Origin of the sequence: Variovorax sp. LjRoot84 (assembly GCF_964254305.1) — a bacterium.
GTDB lineage: Bacteria > Pseudomonadota > Gammaproteobacteria > Burkholderiales > Burkholderiaceae_C > Variovorax.
The window spans coordinates 4,394,052-4,409,003 of the sequence record NZ_CAXUTE020000001.1 but is presented as its reverse complement, the minus strand read 5'-3'; the positions used below and the strand labels follow the sequence as shown (position 1 = coordinate 4,409,003).

The following is a 14,952-nucleotide window of genomic DNA, read 5'->3' as shown; positions in this document are numbered from 1 at the left end:
TCTGGGGCGAGAGCGCCGTGGCATGAAACATCCTCCGTTCCGACCGTTTCGTGGATGAAGGTGTTCATGCGGCGGTCCTGTCAATGCCGAAAGTTGGCGTCCAGGAAGTCGATCAAATCGAGCGTGACGTTGGCTTTTTGAGTTACGTTCGTATAGCCAGATACACCATTCTTGATGCAGGACTTGCGCATCTCCACGAACAATGCGCGGGAGTCGGTTTCCGCAAATGTCTTGCCCCCGTAGATAGACCGTCCGTCGGGCTCGACCACCACGTTGCAGTTGACGAACGTCTCCGTTCGCGCGTAGCGGTACATCGTTCGATTCACCGGGTCCCCGTCGAAACCGCTGGTGGCCCCGGGATACACCTTGACCGTACTTTTGCCGCCGGCCGCGGCGTACTCGTTCGCCAGGTCTTGACATGGCTTGACGCCTGCGACTTGGTCTTTGTCGCCGATCGCCATGAACACATTTGCGCTCGGTTTCGGCTCCCGTGGGTGAAGAAAGCATGCCGCGCCGACGGCCATTGCGACGGCGAAGCGCTCTCCCTTCTCCTCCTGCATGAAGGTCCGGTCGGCAGCAAGCAGGGCAATGGTTCCGCCTCGGCCGGCTCCCATGATGGCCATGCGGTCGCCCGGATAGCCGAGGGAGACCAGGTACCTCTTCGCCGCGAATGCGTCACGGGCCTGCTCATATGTGGTGATCGTCGTGTTATCGGTTGACGCACCCGTGACGCCTCGCGGACCGTACGTATCGACGGCCAGCACGGCGTAGCCGGCTGAACTGATGGACCTGGCGTAGTGGCCCTCTCGGACGTCGCTCCATCCGTCCGATGCATTGACGATCACCACTGCGCCCCTGGCTGCCCCGGTGGGTTTGAAGAGGACACCTTTGATCGCAAACTCGGGCGCACCTTCTCGAGGGGACTTGAAAGTCATCAACGCACCTCCCTGGGGCTGTGCGTAGGTAAGCGGCACCGGAACCGTCGGCCTCCCCCCCCCGAACGGCGGCGGTACGAGCTGCTCTATCTGCGCATGTCCGGCAGCCGCAAGGAGTGCCGTCACTGCCAGCGCGATCGTTCGGTAGAAAGTCGAATAGACCCTTGTCATTTGCTGTCCTCCGGAAGGCCTGCCCTTCGAAGACCTGCCACAAGCCGCTCGCGTTGTGCAAGGAAGCCTGGGTCTGTCGACGGGTAAGTTAGAACGACGTAATCGATATTGCTCAGGGGCAGCAGTTGACGATGCTTGGCCATGTTGGCCGCGGCGGCGGCCTTCCGGCCGTGCAACGCATCGATCGCAGCGAGCATGAGGTAGGGCCGGCCGTTGTTCGGGAACTCGGCTGCCCAGTTCCGCAGGATCTCGTAGGCTTGGTCGTCGTGCCCCTGGGCAAACGCGGCATCGGACCGGCTTTGGATGAGCCACTGCTGCGAGTGCGTCTGATAGGCCTGCAGGTCGTTGACTTTGTTGATGTGCTCCAGGGCTTGCGCCAAGCGTCCCTGTCGGATCAGTGCACTCGCCATGCGCAGATGGCCGATCTGATAGTCGGGGTTGATCTCGAACGCTCTTCGCCAGACCCAGAACGCCTCCTCGGGCTTTTGTCGAAGAATCAGCATTTCTGCCCAGGCCGAGAGATTCTGAGCATTGCCCGGCCCGAGATCGAGCGCTCTCTTCAGCACCTTCTCGGTGATGTCCAGCTTATCGCGGGGCGACTCGCTGTAGAAGTAGTAGAACTCCATCATGTGCGCCACGCCCAGGCCAACAGACGCGTCGACCGAATTCGGATCGGCTTTCGCCGCGAACTCAAATCGGTGGCGGGCCCGCTCCAGATCCTCTTTTGTGTTCCCTCGGTTCAGGTCGCGCCAAGCCAGCACGATGGCGTCCACGGGATCCTTTTCGTGGCCGGGGAGCCTTGCCCGAACGGTCTCTATCTCGTAGTAGCGCGCCGTCAAGGCGATCGCCACCTGATGCCCATAGTTCGACCGAGTGGCATCGTCGTCGCTCTTGAACTCGGCCTCGTGCAGCCGATAGACAGCGCCGGAAGCAATTTCCGTCAGGTAGGTGGTCACCCGGACTGCGTCGCGGTCGCGGATCACCCGCCCACCCAGCACGAACCGGACAGCTTGCTCCCGACCGATTCGCTCGAACTCCGGTGCCGCTGGATCTTGCCGGACGGTAGCGCCGCGCTCGATCACTCGCACGCCGCCGCGCACGAGTTGGGCGCCGATGCTGTCCGCCAGGTCATCGCCGAGCGATGACCCCGCGGCCTTGCCCCGCTTGTCATTGAAGGCGAGCACGGCGAGCGCTCGCCGGTTTATCACCTCCTCGTCGATATTCAGCGTGGGGGTCGCATGCCACTGCCAGGCGGCACCGGCGGCAAGGAAGGTGACGACAACCAGAGCGCCAGCACCCACCCAGCGCCAACGGCGCGCGCGCCGGGATGTCCGAACAGTCACGTCCACTGCGTTTGGCGCGAAATGTCGGTGGGTGATTCTTGCCTGCTCCCCCAACGGAGCCCTCGCCAGTTCGTCAGTCCTAGTCACCCGGGGTGCCCGCAGCAGCCGCAACGCGCTGATGGGCTTTGCGATGTTCTTTACCTTCTGTTGGCCGATGTCCTCGAAGGCAGCGCCTGTGCGGTCTGAGGCGAACTCCTGCACAGCGTGGGAGACGACAACGCCTCCCGGCTCCGCCACCGCCTGCAGGCGCGACGCGATGTTGACGCCATCGCCATAGACCGTGCCATCCGGCTTCTCGATCAGGTCGCCGACGTGGATGCCGATGCGAAACAGCAATCGAAGGTGCTCGGGCGCAGCGTCGGCCCGTGTCGCGAGATCTTCCTGGATCTCAACGGCCGCCCGCACTGCGCCAATCGCCGTGTCGAACACAGCCAGCACCGAATCTCCGGATGTGTCGACCACTCGTCCGCTGGCCGCCTCGACATGGCTTCGAAAGACCAGGCGGGCCTCATCCAGCGCGCTCAACGTGCCCAAGTCGTCGAAAGACATCGATCGCGAATAGCCGACCGCATCCGCTGCCAGGATCGCCAGGAGTCGATGTCGGATGCCGTTTTGCATGGCAGCTTGCGTCTAAGCAACCCTTACTGCGTCTGCGCCATTGTCAAGCCCGAGCGCCGAAACGCCAAATGAGCACCGTGGCTTTAGCGCCCTGCATGGTCGTCGAAGACTTGATGATCATCCCGCTCGCGCTTGTGATGGCGGACAGCGGCGGCGCAGGCTGGGGCAAGTGATACCGCATCCTGATGAAGTCGCATTGGCAGTTGGGATGCAATCTGATCATTCTGGCCAGGGCCGCATGCTGCTTTGGCGCTCGGAATGGATGGGATTGCTAAATACACGCACAACCGTGTCGACAAGCTTCTATGGGCGACAAATGATCCCCCGTGCTTCTTGGTCGACGGAACGTGATGCGGGTCGGACTCGTCAAGACGCCGTTGGATCCGTTGTCTTTCGCCGTGATCGTGCCGCGACTACGCTCACCTCGCAGCAGTGCGGCGCGCGGCGCATAATTTGCTCCCCCTCATCCGGAAGCGCTGACATGGAACAGTTCGATCAAGCGAAGGTCGTCTCCGTGCTCAACCGGCTACTTGAAGCCGAGCTGGCCGGCGTGGTGCGCTACACGCACTACTCCTTCTTGGTGTTCGGCTTCGGCCGCATTCCCATCGTCTCGTGGCTGCGCGAACAGGCCAGCGAATCGCTGCTGCACGCGCAGGAGGTCGGCGAGTGGATCACCACGCTCGGCGACTACCCCTCGCTCGCGATCGGGCCACTGCTCGATTCGCACCAGCACGACATCGCCGCCATGCTGCGCGAATCGCTCGACACCGAGGCGCGCGCGCTGGCCCTGTACCGCGAGCTGCTGTCGCATGTGGAAGGCCGCTCGGTGGCGCTGGAGGAGTTCACGCGGCAGATGATCCACGCCGAGGAGTTGCACGCCGCGGACGTCGACAAGATGCTGCGCAAGCCAGGCGACGTGGCGGCGTTCTCGTCGAAGCCGGTGCCCTGAGCGTTCTGCCGCCCGCAGTCGGCAGCATGAATGGCGAACTGGCCCCGCGCCGGAGCCGAAGCAGGCGCGACCCTCCCCAGCGTTTCGGCCGGTGGACTGCCTTGCGAAACGCTTGGGCCATCCGGGCGTGTGCAAGAAGCTCATCCGTTCATCGAGCCCGAGTATGTGGCTGACCGCATCGAGCGCATCCAGCACATGAAGGCAAGCATCATGGCGAGCACAGAGAAGGGTTCGCGGTGGCTATCTCAATGACAGCCTCCCGCTGCATATCGGATCCTCACCGCCGCACCCGCCTTTGTGCCGCGTGAGTCGCAAGTGCTATGACCCCCAACTCGACTCGCCACCCCAACTCAGGCATTCTTGCGCCTGTTCATTGGTCATTTCAGGTAGAAGACCAACCATGCTGCTGCGCACTCTCTCCGCCTGGATGACCTGCTGGACCTTGCTCGCCGTGGTGCCCCTTGCCGCCGCCGCGGCCGACACCGGCCGCGCGGCGCAGGCGATGTCGGCCGCGGCGCGGGCGCTGCTGGAGGCGACGTCGGCGGGGCAGCGGCCAGAGCTGCTGCGGCCGTTCACGCTGGAGGCGCGCGGCGATTGGAACTACACGCCGCGTAGCCGGCCCGGCATTGCGTTCAAGACCATGGAGGATGCACAGCGCCAGGCAGCGCAGCAGTTGCTGGCCGCGGCCTTGTCGGAGCCGGGGCTGGTCAAGGTGCAGGCCATCATCGCCTTGGAGATCGCGCTGCGCGAGATCGAATCCTTCGGCCTCTCGCGCGATCCGGAGAACTACGCCATCGCGTTGTTCGGCACGCCGGACTCCACTTCGCCCTGGGGCTGGCGTATTGAAGGGCACCATCTCTCGCTGCACTTCACGCTGGCCGACGGCCAGGTAGTGGCCACGCTGCCGCAGTTTTTGGGTGCCAATCCGGCGCAGGTGCCGCGCGACATCGCCAACAAGGGCCCGCGCAAGGGCCAGCGCGCGCTGGGCGAGGAGGAAGACCGCGCCTTTGCGCTGCTGGCCGCGCTCTCGCCGGCGCAGCGCCAGCAGGCCATCTTCAGTGCCCGGCCGTTCGGTGACATCGTCACGCGCAATGCCGCCCAGCCGGACCCGTTGGCACCTGTGGGTGTGGCCTTCAGCGCCATGGACGCAGCGCAGCAAGCCTTGCTGCTGCGCATCATCGAGTCGCAGGCCTCGGTGGCCGAATCGTCGTTGGCGCAGCAGCGACTGGAACGCGTGCGTGCGGGCGGCCTGGACGGTATCCGCTTCGGATGGGCCGGCGCCACCGAGCGCGGCCAGCCGCACTACTGGCGCATCCAGGGCGCGCGCTTTTTGATCGAATGGGACAACTCGGGCGGCAACCACATCCACAGCGTGTGGCGCGACTTCCAGGGTGACTGGGGGCGCGACGTGCTCGGCGAACACTACCGCCGCGCGCGTGCAAGCAGCCACCGGCACTGAATGTCGCGTTCTGCCAGGGTTCACTTGGCTTGCCTTCGTTGGGCGCGGCTTGGCGGCAGCTGTGCTGAATCCACAACTTGGGGCACATCCTGCGGCATTGCGCTATGCCAGCGCGCAAGCTCAACACCACCCAGTCGGCCATCTCCAAGCGCGTGCAGGAGCTGGAGTCCTCGCTCGGCGCGCCGTTGTTCGACCGCGCCCAGCGGAATGCCAAGCTGTCGGAAAAGGGCGCACCGCGATCCTCTTCGAACCCTGGCTGTGCCCATTGGCCCTCGCGCAGGCGAGGACCATCCACAGCAACAACATGCTCGCACTCATCGGATTCACGGTGGCAGGCATCGGCGTCAGCTGCCTGCCGCGCGCCTGCCTGAAGCCACTCATCGATCGCCGTGCGCTGGCGGTTCTGAAGACATCGCCCGCCTTGCCCCTGGTGAACTACGTGGCGCTGTACCGAAGCGGCGGCCAGAGTTCGTTGATGTCGTCGATTGCCGAGCTGGCGCAGGAGGTCTGCGACTTCTCGAACCTGTTCAAACCAGCGCGTTCGACTCGAAGTCGAATGATCGCGGCAGCGCGCTGTTCGGGGGCCTCGGGGTTCCACAGACTCGCGGGCGAACCGGAGTTCCATGACCGGCGGGCGGCAACAGACCTCTTATCCTCCTTCAACCTCCATCTGAACTTCCGCTCCACAGCGAGAGCGCGTTGCTTGCAAAATGCGGAACTCCTTCTGCGCCACATCACCCAAGCGATCCACCAGGGCCACGTTCCTCGGAAAGTTCTCTGGTGAAAACCGAGGGTACTTCCGGCGCACATCGTTCGGCTCCAGCTGGTCGAGGCTGCGGACCTTGCCGGACAGCATGCCGCGCGCGAGCGGAGTCGAGCGCTGCGACGTCGGCTTCGTAATTCTTCCAACGAGCCACTCAAGCACGCACGGCGAGCGGCTGATCTCGACTCGAATGGTCTGCGTGATGCCGAGCGATCACCCGCTCGCGAAACGAAAGCGGATCCGGCCGGCGGACCTGGCAGGCGAGCGATTCGTCTCCCATCCATATCCGCTCGAGTCGCGGCTGCATATCGACGCGCTCTTCGCTTCCTACGGCATCGAACGCAGGCTGCAGGTCGAAACGCAGGTGTCGGTCGGCGTCTGCGCCATGGTGGCCACCGGCCTCGGCGTGTCGCTGGTCGATCCCATCACCGCTCTGGAGCATCGCGGCGGGGGCCTGACCTTCCTGCCGTTCGAACCCGTCATGGTCATGGACCATGGGAGCGGGAGAAGAGAATAGGCCGCTGCTTCATACTGTGACTCCAACTGCAGGAGGCACGACATGGCGGACACGAGCTTCGAACACCACGGGCACCAGGTCGAGATCAAAGTCTGGCAAACTGAATCGCGTTGGGGGTGGTCGTTCCAGATCGATGATCGGTTGCCGGTTGAGAATGTTCAAACCGGTACGCACTCGGAGGAACAGGCGCTCATCGAGGCCAGGCACGAGGCAATCGCGGCGATCAAGGCGCTTGACGCAGCACCCTAGTCTGGCGAAGGGGATGGGGCGTTGCTTCATTTCACGCTGGCTTGTGTCAGCGCATGCGTTGGAACGGACGCGGAGTCGATGCACCCAAGGCGGCAACGCGCTGGAACTTCGCGCAAGGCGGCAATCGCTATCTTTTCGAGAGCGCCATGGCGGATCAGAATGGGCTGACCCTAACGACGCCTTGGGCGCGCGCCCCATGTCGACGTCTTTCTCAAACCCGTGGACTGCGACGCATTCGAAGGAGACTCATGAAGAAGATTCTCCTGCTCATCGTTTCGCACGCTGTCGTGGCCGCTACGGGCTTCGGCGTGGGTATCTATGCCTTGCCCATTCTCACGGCGCCGCCCGCGCCTGCGCAGGCCGAGGTCGCGGCACTGGCCGCGCAAGCGCAGTTCACCGGCCGGTTCAGGCGCGACCTGACAGACAGCGATGCCCTGCACTGGGGTGAGGGCACGGTGGCGGTGAGCCGCAGCGCGGTATCGTTGCAAGGCAAGATCGCGCCCGGGCCTGACTACAAGCTCTATCTCGCTCCGGAGTTCGTTCAGACCGAAGCCGACTTCCTGCGGCTGAAGCCGAAGATGCTGCGCGTAGGCGATGTGAAAACCTTCGAGAACTTCATCGTGCCGATGCCGGCATCTGCCGATCCGACGGCCTACAACACAGTCATCGTCTGGTGCGAATCGTTCGGCCAGTTCATCACTGCGGCCCAGTACCGATGACGCGGATGCGTCAACGCGCGAGAGTGGCGTGAAGGCCGCCTGTCTGAAAGTCCGACGAATCCCTCGCCGCTGCATGCATGGACACCGTAAGCGTCGTGGCGCCGGGTCCTTCGCCAACAGGCTCTCCAGCACATCGACGTGCGGCGGTCTCGAGTTCATGACACTGCGTAATGCGGTGTTGGCGCCGTCATTCGCTTGCGCGGCCGGGCGCTGCAGGCGACCGGCGTGGGCTTCGCGCTGGCAGTATCCGTTGCGGCCCTGGTGGTACCGGCGCAGGCAGCGGGGCGCGTGCTGGAGTTCAGCGTGTTGCAGCGTTTCCATGCGCTGCTGTCGGCGCGGTTGGCCGCGATGGCGCATTCCCTTGGCGCTGCGGCATGCTGCTGTCCCGGTCGAACCCAAGCGGAAGGACTTGGCCGAACCAAGGCGTCTCACCCTTGAGACGCGCCTGCGCGCTCCCACAAGAAGGGGGATCGATGATGAGCGGCTTCTGAGCTGGCGCCGGGGGGTGCTCAGCCAGCGCTGACATGCTTGACCTGGCATTTCCGCTGCAATTTCAGCGGACGATCGAAAAGGCCGCGGTCGTTTCGGGTCGGGGCAAGAGCCCTGTTGATTGGCGTTTTTCTTACGGGCTCTCGCTGCTCTGACCCACTGCCTACGGTGAAATGGGCAGTGATATTTGACGCCCGATCATTCTCAAAGGATCTCAGATGAAACTGCAGCGACGGTCCAGTGCACCTGCTCTCATTGCCCTTGCTCTTTGCGCCAGCGTCGCGCCCTCGATCTACGCAGCCGGGGGCGGAGGTGGAGGCGGGGGTGGCGCAGGCGGCGGGGCCGGCGGCGGTGGAGGCTCTGGCGGGGGCGCATCTGGCGGCGGGTCTGGAGCGGCCTCGGCCTCCGGAAGCGGCCCCGGCAACTCATCGACCTCCAATGCGAGTGCCACCGGATCAGCCAACGCGGCGACACCGGCCACGCCCGCCACCCCAGCGACCCCGGCGACTCCTGCGACGGCAACTTCCCCAGCTGCACCCGCCACCCCTGCGACACCGGCAACGCCGGCAACCCCCTCAGCTGCATCAACGAAGAAATAGCTGCGGCGCACCCGCAAAGACAGCCGTTGGCGCGATGCAAGGCGGATCGGCGGAAATGGGCGCCAGGCCCGCACAAGGCACTTCGCAGGGTAGGGCAGGGCAGCGTCGAGAAAAAGGCCCGCGCGAGGCGGGCTTTGAAGAGGGATAGTGGAACGGCGTGGTTCGGGCCGTAGCCGGGATTCGCGAACTTTAGCGTCGACCCAGGACAACCTGTGACGCCTCGGCGAATCGATCGATGACGAAGTCGATTCCGCGCACCTCCCATGCCACACCGAACCACACGTTGTCGGTCCCCGACCAGCGCCGAATTCGGATTTCGTAGGTCTCGCCACGTCGCGCCGCGAACTCGGCGATCTCATAGCTGTTGTCCCACGTATCGCTCGAGGCCACCGTCGCGCCGGTTGAATCCCGCACGTGCAGATCAAGGTCGACCGCCAGGACCGATGCGATCGGTAATTTGATGCCAAGGATGCTGAGCATCGTGATCTTCGAATCCCATGCCAGTGCGACCTTGACGGTGGGCGACAGCAGCACGCGGGGCACGCTGATGCGGTAAACATAGGTCAGGAAGCCGTCGGCGCCGACATCAGCCGACACTACCGTGCCGACGTCAAAGCCGCGGCGCGCCGGCGTATTTTTGCGGCCGCGGCGGGCGCGAGCGATCTGCACAGCGGCGTTCGTGTCGATGGCTCCGGCGCCGTCGGACGCGTCGACGCCAGCCACCACATCGTTTCGCCACGTGCTCCCGGCCGGGTTACGCCAGGCGGCGGCCATCATGATGGCGCGGCAGCCTTCGGGCCACGAGCGCAGGGTCGCGTTCGCTTGCTGAATCAGTGCCACGCCGCCGGCCACGGCCGGGGCTGCCATGCTCGTGCCGCCGAGGGTCAGCTCTACGGCAGTGACACCGGTGCCGTTGGCGGCGATCTCGGGCAACTCGCGGTCACCGTGCGAAGAACCGGGGTTGCGGAACACCGAATCCGAGGCCATTCCGCCGGCCGCGTCGTTGTGGTTACCCACGGCCAGGCGGTTGAAGCCTTTGTGGTTGACGAACTCGGTGTCCGCGCCGTTGCCAGCCGCTTCGCAAATGGTCGGATAGGGCCAGTGGAGCGCCAGATGGTCCTTGTAGACGTCATCGAACGACAGGCCGGCAGAAGTCTGCTCGTCGGGACGATGGAAGCTCTGGCTGATCACCGTGCACTCGCGGTCCTGCACTGCCCAGCGGAGCGCGTCAAGGTCGCGGCTGTTGGCGGAATGCAGGTTGCAGTCGGGTGCGTGGCCATGGGGCGCGTTGCGCTCGACGTTCTTGATGATGCCGTGTGTATGTCGCGAATGCTGGCTCGTCGCCGGGCTGCTGTCGAATTGATCGGTGATATCTAGGAGGCTGGTGTCGTCGGGGCCCAGCTCGTAGACGGCCACGTTGATGCCGGTGCCGGTGAAGCCCAAGGCATGCGCATCGTCGGCGTTGGCGATGCCTATGGAAGTACCGAGGTCATCAATACCTTCTGTCTGGTGCAGGAACACCGCGGCCACCTCGGGCAAAGTGGCGAGCTCGGCCACGCGGTCGGCGGCGACGGTACCGAAGACCACCGGCGCGGCGCTGTCGATGCGGTCTATCTTCATGCCTTGTCGCTCCGCTACCTTCGTGAAGCGGGCAGCCGCAGCCTGCCCTTCCTCTAGTGCCTTGGCCTCTGCAGGGAGGCGGCGGCGGACCACGCCCCGCGCTGGCTTGTCCGGAAGTTCGGCCTCCGGACTGTCCAGCCAAACCGCCACGGGTACTTTGCGGGCCGGCTGAGCCTCGATGCGCGCGTGCAGTGCGGGGTGCAGCTTGCCGTAGACCTTGTGCTGACGCCGTGCAAGCTCGGCAAACTCGCGGTCGATGTCGATGCGCTTGCCTTGTGCATCGAAAGCCAGTTGCGCGGGCTTGCGCGACTTGCGGTCCTCGGACTTGAAGACTTCGACCATGCCCGCCGCACAGGGGCCGATCAGTGGGCTGCGGCTGACCTTGAGATCGTCAAAGCGCAGACGTACCGCATGGCGGATCACGGTGTCGCGCGGCAGCGGGGCGCTTGTGTCGACCACGACAAATGGGATCTCGGAGTCCGGCAAGCTCTTGCCTGAGCGTTTGGACCACAGTTCCTCCACCCGCAGCATGTGCGAGCCTGGCGTGAGTGTCGACGTGTCGATCGCTGCACCGCGGCCGTCGGCCTGCGCTTTGACGTTGACACGTTGGCCTGCTACCGCGACGCCGCGCCAAGCCTCGGGCGAGACTGCAGCGTCAGCGCTAATCACGATCGCTCGTCCGCGCGGCACCACCTCGCCAGCTTGAAGTTCGACGGCATAGCCGGGTCTGCGATTGACCGTGTCAGTCTTGGACATGGGATCCCTTTCGAGAATGCGGACCGGCGCATCGTACATAGGGGTCGGTGATCTCGACATCCCCAGTAAGCAATAGACCGTGACCTATGCATGTCGAACAAGTTGGCGGAGCCCGCCCAGCGGCAGAAGGTCGGAGGCAGCCGTCCTGATGAGCGACTCTGTGAAAGTTTGGAATAGGTATGCAGCGAGGTTGGGGGAAACTCCTCGATGGTCGCCTATTGACCTCTGGCTGCAGCCCGGTCGCGCATCTCCGGAGTGACTTCGAACAATCGGGCAAGAAATTCAGACGGGCTTGCGCTGGCCTCGTGCGCGCCAACCGCCGGCTTCAGCAAGCCCTGGGGTTCCATAGGGATGTGGCTGCTGATCCGGATCTCGGCGAGTTCGCGTGCTGAATCAGTGGACCTTAAGACTGCATCCGGCGGGAGTACGATGCGGAACCAACGGGAACTAAAGTTGTCCTCCCCAAAGACTCCGGCGCTGACGCGTCGCAGGCGTCGAACTCCAGCACCGAACAGGCATTCTGGGGGGGTGTCCGATGCGCATCGCGATAGACACACAGTCCCGGCGGGCGAGCCACTCGGAACGGCTGGCAAGGGTCCCTGGCAAGTCGCTTGGGTGTTGCTCGTTCCCTTGGCACTTTGGTTGGGTCTCGCCAAGACCGCATTGGTCATGGATGCACTGCTCGCGGCGCCGGAAGATGGCGCCGGATGGGGGGCGCTGTTGAAATGGCTCTGGTGGTTCGTTTCCCTGCGCTTCCTGCTCGCGTTGCTCGCGGGCTATGCGATCCAGAGACTGGTGATGCCGCGACACCGATGGGTGTTCTTGCCGATCGCCGCCGCTATCTCGGTCACACTCGCGCTCGCGTTTCCGCAAACAAGTCCCGACGAGACCCTGGACCGGACGTTGCGCGTGTGGGCAATCATCGCGGCCGGCCAGGTGACGGGCCTGGCCGCCTGCTTGTGGCGCGACGCCATCTCCATCGGCTTGACGGCGCTCGCGATGGGGCTGGTGCTCGCACTCACGCCGAGGCGGGCTCAGCGCGGCATCGTGCACTTGCTGCAGTTGCTCGTGCTGCTGCTGTGCGCTTTGGTCGGCATCGACCTGGCCTATCAGCTCGCCACCGGGCAGCCCGGCAGTTTGAGGGTTCTGTTGTTCGCCGTTTTGAACGCCAAGGAACTGGCGCCGCTTGTTGCGTCGGAAACGACTCCCTTCCGGGTGCTGGCCATCGCGGGCGGCATCCTCGTCGCCGCGGCCTGGGCTTGGCGCCAACGTGCGCTGGCCAGCACGCCCTTGTTCGGTGGGCCGCGCGCGTTCTTGGGTGGCGCGGTAGCGCTGGCGCTCTCGTTGGCGATCGTGCTGCCGACCCCGGCCCATGGCGTGCTGCCGCTGCTGCGGCACACCGAGGGCACGCTCATCACGCTGGCCATGACCGCCGCCCCTACGCTCGCCCACGATGTTCAAGTGAAAGTGGCACAAGAGTTCGAACGGACGCACAAGCCGCGCTGGCACAGCGCCCACATGGCGCTCAAGGAGACCGAGAAGACGAATCGCCGCAACGTTGTGATCGTGATGCTGGAGTCTGTGCGCGCGGAGTCGACGACTCTGCACACGCCGGCGTTGCAGACGACGCCGTTTCTATGGAATCTGGCCAGCAAGAGCCTCGTGGTCGAGGACATGACCGCAGTCATTCCGCGCACCGCGGCGGCGTGGATGGCTGTGCTCGGCGGCCAGTATCCGTTGGCCAACGAGGGCACCCAAAGCTGGGCCAACGAGAACCGCAAGCAACCTCGCATTCGCTCGCTGCCCTCCGTCCTGCGCGACGCGGGCTATGCGACCAGCTTCTTCACCCCCACGGATTTGCGATTCCAGAATGACCTCGACGTCATCGACACCTTCAACTTCGAGTTCATCCAGACCGAACAGGAGCTCATTCACCCAGAGGCCGAACGCGTCACCTATTTCGGCATCGCGGACGAGTGGGTGGTCCAGCCCATCCTTGACTGGACAGCTGCTCAATCCAGGGCCAAGCGTCCGTTCTTTACCGCCATCATGACCAACGTGGGCCACCACAATTTCGAGACGCCCTCGACGTGGCTGAAGATGAGGTTCGAAGGTGTTTCCAATCCCAAGCTGGAGGCCTACTACAACTGCCTGCGTTATATCGATGGCGTGCTCTCGACCCTCATCGAGGGCTACCGGCGCCTGGGGGTGCTCGACGACACCATCCTCATCATCGTAGGCGATCACGGACAGATGTTCGACGAACATGGCGCCAGGCAGATTCACAACGCCATTTATCAAGAGGGCCTGCATGTCCCGGCGCTGATCTACGCGCCCGGGATGGCACTGCAGCCCGGTACGGTACGCGGTCCCCGCCAGCAGATCGACATCCTCCCGACCGTCGTCGAACTGCTCGGTTATCGCGTCGAAGGCGCGGAGCTGCCCGGCCAGTCGCTTCTGCATGCGGTCGATGCGAGTCGGAAGCTTTTTTACACAAGCAGCATCGACTGGTCGTTTCTCAGTGCCCGACGCGGTCAGCGCAAATACATCTACAGCTTCGACCGCCAGCCGATGGAGGTGTTCGACCTCGACAAGGATCCCAAGGAACTGGTCGCGCTCGCCGATATCGACGCTCAAGAGTTGGCGAGCACGAAGCAGGACATGCTCGAGTGGCGCATGCATGCGGAACTGTCGATGCTTGCCCGTCCCAGCGATGGCGCCGATCCGTTGAGTCCTTGGCTTCGCCAATGATGGATTGGTCCTGGGCGGCTTGAGACCGCTTGAGTCAGATTGCCGCAAGCACGCCGGACTCCGTCTACTGCCCGGTCGCTTCATGGTGATCCAGCAAGCCATGGGGGTGCCGAAAACAAGAGGAGCGGGCGCCGCACGTGCACTTCACGCTTTCGTCGAAGAGATGAAGGACAGCGGGTTCGTCGCCGACGCATTGCAACGTCACGGCATTGAGGGCGCCTCAGTCGCGCCGAATGAGGCATAGGTCAAGGCTTGCCGTCCGCGGCGTCATGTTGCCGCTTCACGCGGCGGCGCGCGCCTTGAGGCTGGCGACGTAGCTGTTGCGCGTGCCGGTGACGTGGGCGCGCATCAGCGCTTCGAAGGCGGCGAAGTCGCCGGCACGAAACAGCGCCAGCAGATTCGAGTGCTGCTCGAAGCCGGCCGTGTGCAGCACGTCGGCCGGCGCCGACAGGTGCGTGCGCAGCGCCGCGATCTTGGTCGCGGCGGTGGCGTAGGCGGCCTGCATGTACGGGTTGCCGCAATGCTCGAAGAAGGCCTCGTGCAGCCGCGTGTCAGCGCGGCCGTAGCGCACTGCGTCGCGCGCGGCGCGCGCCTCCTCCATCTCGTCGATCGCCGCCTGCAGCGCCGCGGCGGTGGCTTCGCGCCCGTTCTGGTAGGCGAGCTCGGCCGCGCGCGGCTCCAGCAGGCAACGGAATTCGCAGATCGCGGCGATGTCGGCCTCGCTGGGCTCGAACACATAGCTGCCACGTTGCGGCCGGATCACCACCAGGCCGGCCAGCTGCAGTTGGTTCAGCGCTTCGCGCACCGGGGTGCGGCTGACGCCGAAGGAGCTCGCCAGCGACTCCTCCGGAATCATCTCCCCCAGCGCGAACTCGCCGTCGATGATGGCTTCGCGCAGGCGCTGTGCCACGAGGGCCGCGAGTGATTTGGGAGCTTCGATCTTGAATCGGTTGGATGCAGACACGGTGCGATGGAGGCTGATGGAGTCGGGCAGGGCACCCAGGGGCTTATAGC

Annotated in this window: 12 protein-coding genes and 1 pseudogene; 9 read left to right on the top strand and 4 right to left on the bottom strand. The window is 64.4% G+C overall.

Annotation, left to right across the window (positions count from 1 at the left end; all coding sequences use genetic code 11):
* Window positions 1–80 precede the first annotated feature (80 nt).
* Together ACSQ9I_RS21940 and ACSQ9I_RS21935 are read right to left on the bottom strand one after the other, a co-directional pair.
* Window positions 81–1,106, bottom strand: a complete 1,026-nt coding sequence (locus tag ACSQ9I_RS21940) for a dienelactone hydrolase family protein (protein ID WP_436314449.1) — start codon at window positions 1,104–1,106, stop codon at window positions 81–83.
* Window positions 1,103–3,067: an adenylate/guanylate cyclase domain-containing protein gene (locus ACSQ9I_RS21935; RefSeq protein WP_436314448.1), complete on the bottom strand. Its 1,965-nt coding sequence runs from the start codon at window positions 3,065–3,067 to the stop codon at window positions 1,103–1,105. The genes ACSQ9I_RS21940 and ACSQ9I_RS21935 overlap by 4 nt, the downstream gene beginning before the upstream one ends.
* 481 nt (window positions 3,068–3,548) lie before the next feature.
* Between ACSQ9I_RS21935 and ACSQ9I_RS21930 the strand changes: the two genes are divergently transcribed.
* The 7 genes from ACSQ9I_RS21930 (at window position 3,549) to ACSQ9I_RS21900 (ending at window position 7,723) form a co-directional block, all read left to right on the top strand.
* Window positions 3,549–4,016, top strand: coding sequence for a ferritin-like domain-containing protein (locus tag ACSQ9I_RS21930; RefSeq protein WP_436314447.1), 468 nt, complete (start codon window positions 3,549–3,551; stop codon window positions 4,014–4,016).
* 400 nt (window positions 4,017–4,416) lie between these two features.
* A complete protein-coding gene (locus ACSQ9I_RS21925; protein WP_436314446.1) occupies window positions 4,417–5,475 on the top strand; it encodes a DUF3500 domain-containing protein in 1,059 nt (352 codons plus the stop codon).
* 104 nt (window positions 5,476–5,579) lie between these two features.
* Entirely contained in the window at window positions 5,580–5,846 is a 267-nt protein-coding gene (locus tag ACSQ9I_RS21920) for a helix-turn-helix domain-containing protein (RefSeq protein WP_436315798.1), read from the top strand.
* Window positions 5,741–6,259 (top strand): LysR substrate-binding domain-containing protein, encoded by a 519-nt coding sequence (locus ACSQ9I_RS21915; protein ID WP_436314445.1) that lies wholly within the window; start codon window positions 5,741–5,743, stop codon window positions 6,257–6,259. Before ACSQ9I_RS21920 ends, ACSQ9I_RS21915 begins: the two co-directional genes overlap by 106 nt.
* A gap of 58 nt (window positions 6,260–6,317) precedes the next feature.
* Window positions 6,318–6,755 carry a LysR substrate-binding domain-containing protein gene (locus tag ACSQ9I_RS21910; protein WP_436314444.1) on the top strand — a complete coding sequence of 146 codons (438 nt, stop codon included), beginning with the start codon at window positions 6,318–6,320 and terminating at the stop codon, window positions 6,753–6,755.
* A 42-nt stretch (window positions 6,756–6,797) separates the two neighbouring features.
* Complete coding sequence (locus ACSQ9I_RS21905; protein WP_093102726.1) at window positions 6,798–7,004, top strand: hypothetical protein; 207 nt, start codon at window positions 6,798–6,800, stop codon at window positions 7,002–7,004.
* Window positions 7,005–7,252: 248 nt separating this feature from the next.
* Window positions 7,253–7,723, top strand: coding sequence for a DM13 domain-containing protein (locus ACSQ9I_RS21900; RefSeq protein WP_436309547.1), 471 nt, complete (start codon window positions 7,253–7,255; stop codon window positions 7,721–7,723).
* 1,277 nt (window positions 7,724–9,000) lie between these two features.
* On the opposite strand, the gene ACSQ9I_RS21895 is transcribed toward ACSQ9I_RS21900, so the two are convergent.
* On the bottom strand, window positions 9,001–11,187 hold the full coding sequence (locus tag ACSQ9I_RS21895; RefSeq protein WP_436314443.1) for a S8 family serine peptidase: 2,187 nt from the start codon (window positions 11,185–11,187) through the stop codon (window positions 9,001–9,003).
* 669 nt (window positions 11,188–11,856) lie between these two features.
* Between ACSQ9I_RS21895 and ACSQ9I_RS21890 the strand changes: the two genes are divergently transcribed.
* Both ACSQ9I_RS21890 and ACSQ9I_RS21885 read left to right on the top strand, forming a co-directional pair.
* Window positions 11,857–13,938, top strand: a complete 2,082-nt coding sequence (locus tag ACSQ9I_RS21890; RefSeq protein ID WP_436314442.1) for an LTA synthase family protein — start codon at window positions 11,857–11,859, stop codon at window positions 13,936–13,938.
* Window positions 13,939–13,984: 46 nt separating this feature from the next.
* Window positions 13,985–14,182 (top strand): annotated as a pseudogene (locus ACSQ9I_RS21885) (ABC transporter substrate-binding protein); the annotation flags it as partial.
* A 36-nt stretch (window positions 14,183–14,218) separates the two neighbouring features.
* On the opposite strand, the gene ACSQ9I_RS21880 reads toward ACSQ9I_RS21885, so the two are convergent.
* Complete coding sequence (locus ACSQ9I_RS21880) at window positions 14,219–14,902, bottom strand: GntR family transcriptional regulator (RefSeq protein WP_436314441.1); 684 nt, start codon at window positions 14,900–14,902, stop codon at window positions 14,219–14,221.
* Window positions 14,903–14,952 lie beyond the last annotated feature (50 nt).

Bases quoted from the DNA above. Each gene is read 5' to 3' on its own strand.
- ACSQ9I_RS21890 (WP_436314442.1), top strand. From the start codon at position 11,857: ATGGATGCACTGCTCGCGGCGCCGGAAGATGGCGCCGGATGGGGGGCG.
- ACSQ9I_RS21900 (WP_436309547.1), top strand. From the start codon at position 7,253: ATGAAGAAGATTCTCCTGCTCATCGTTTCGCACGCTGTCGTGGCCGCT.
- ACSQ9I_RS21935 (WP_436314448.1), bottom strand. From the start codon at position 3,067: ATGCAAAACGGCATCCGACATCGACTCCTGGCGATCCTGGCAGCGGAT.
- ACSQ9I_RS21920 (WP_436315798.1), top strand. From the start codon at position 5,580: ATGCCAGCGCGCAAGCTCAACACCACCCAGTCGGCCATCTCCAAGCGC.
- ACSQ9I_RS21905 (WP_093102726.1), top strand. From the start codon at position 6,798: ATGGCGGACACGAGCTTCGAACACCACGGGCACCAGGTCGAGATCAAA.
- ACSQ9I_RS21930 (WP_436314447.1), top strand. From the start codon at position 3,549: ATGGAACAGTTCGATCAAGCGAAGGTCGTCTCCGTGCTCAACCGGCTA.
- ACSQ9I_RS21895 (WP_436314443.1), bottom strand. From the start codon at position 11,187: ATGTCCAAGACTGACACGGTCAATCGCAGACCCGGCTATGCCGTCGAA.
- ACSQ9I_RS21925 (WP_436314446.1), top strand. From the start codon at position 4,417: ATGCTGCTGCGCACTCTCTCCGCCTGGATGACCTGCTGGACCTTGCTC.
- ACSQ9I_RS21940 (WP_436314449.1), bottom strand. From the start codon at position 1,106: ATGACAAGGGTCTATTCGACTTTCTACCGAACGATCGCGCTGGCAGTG.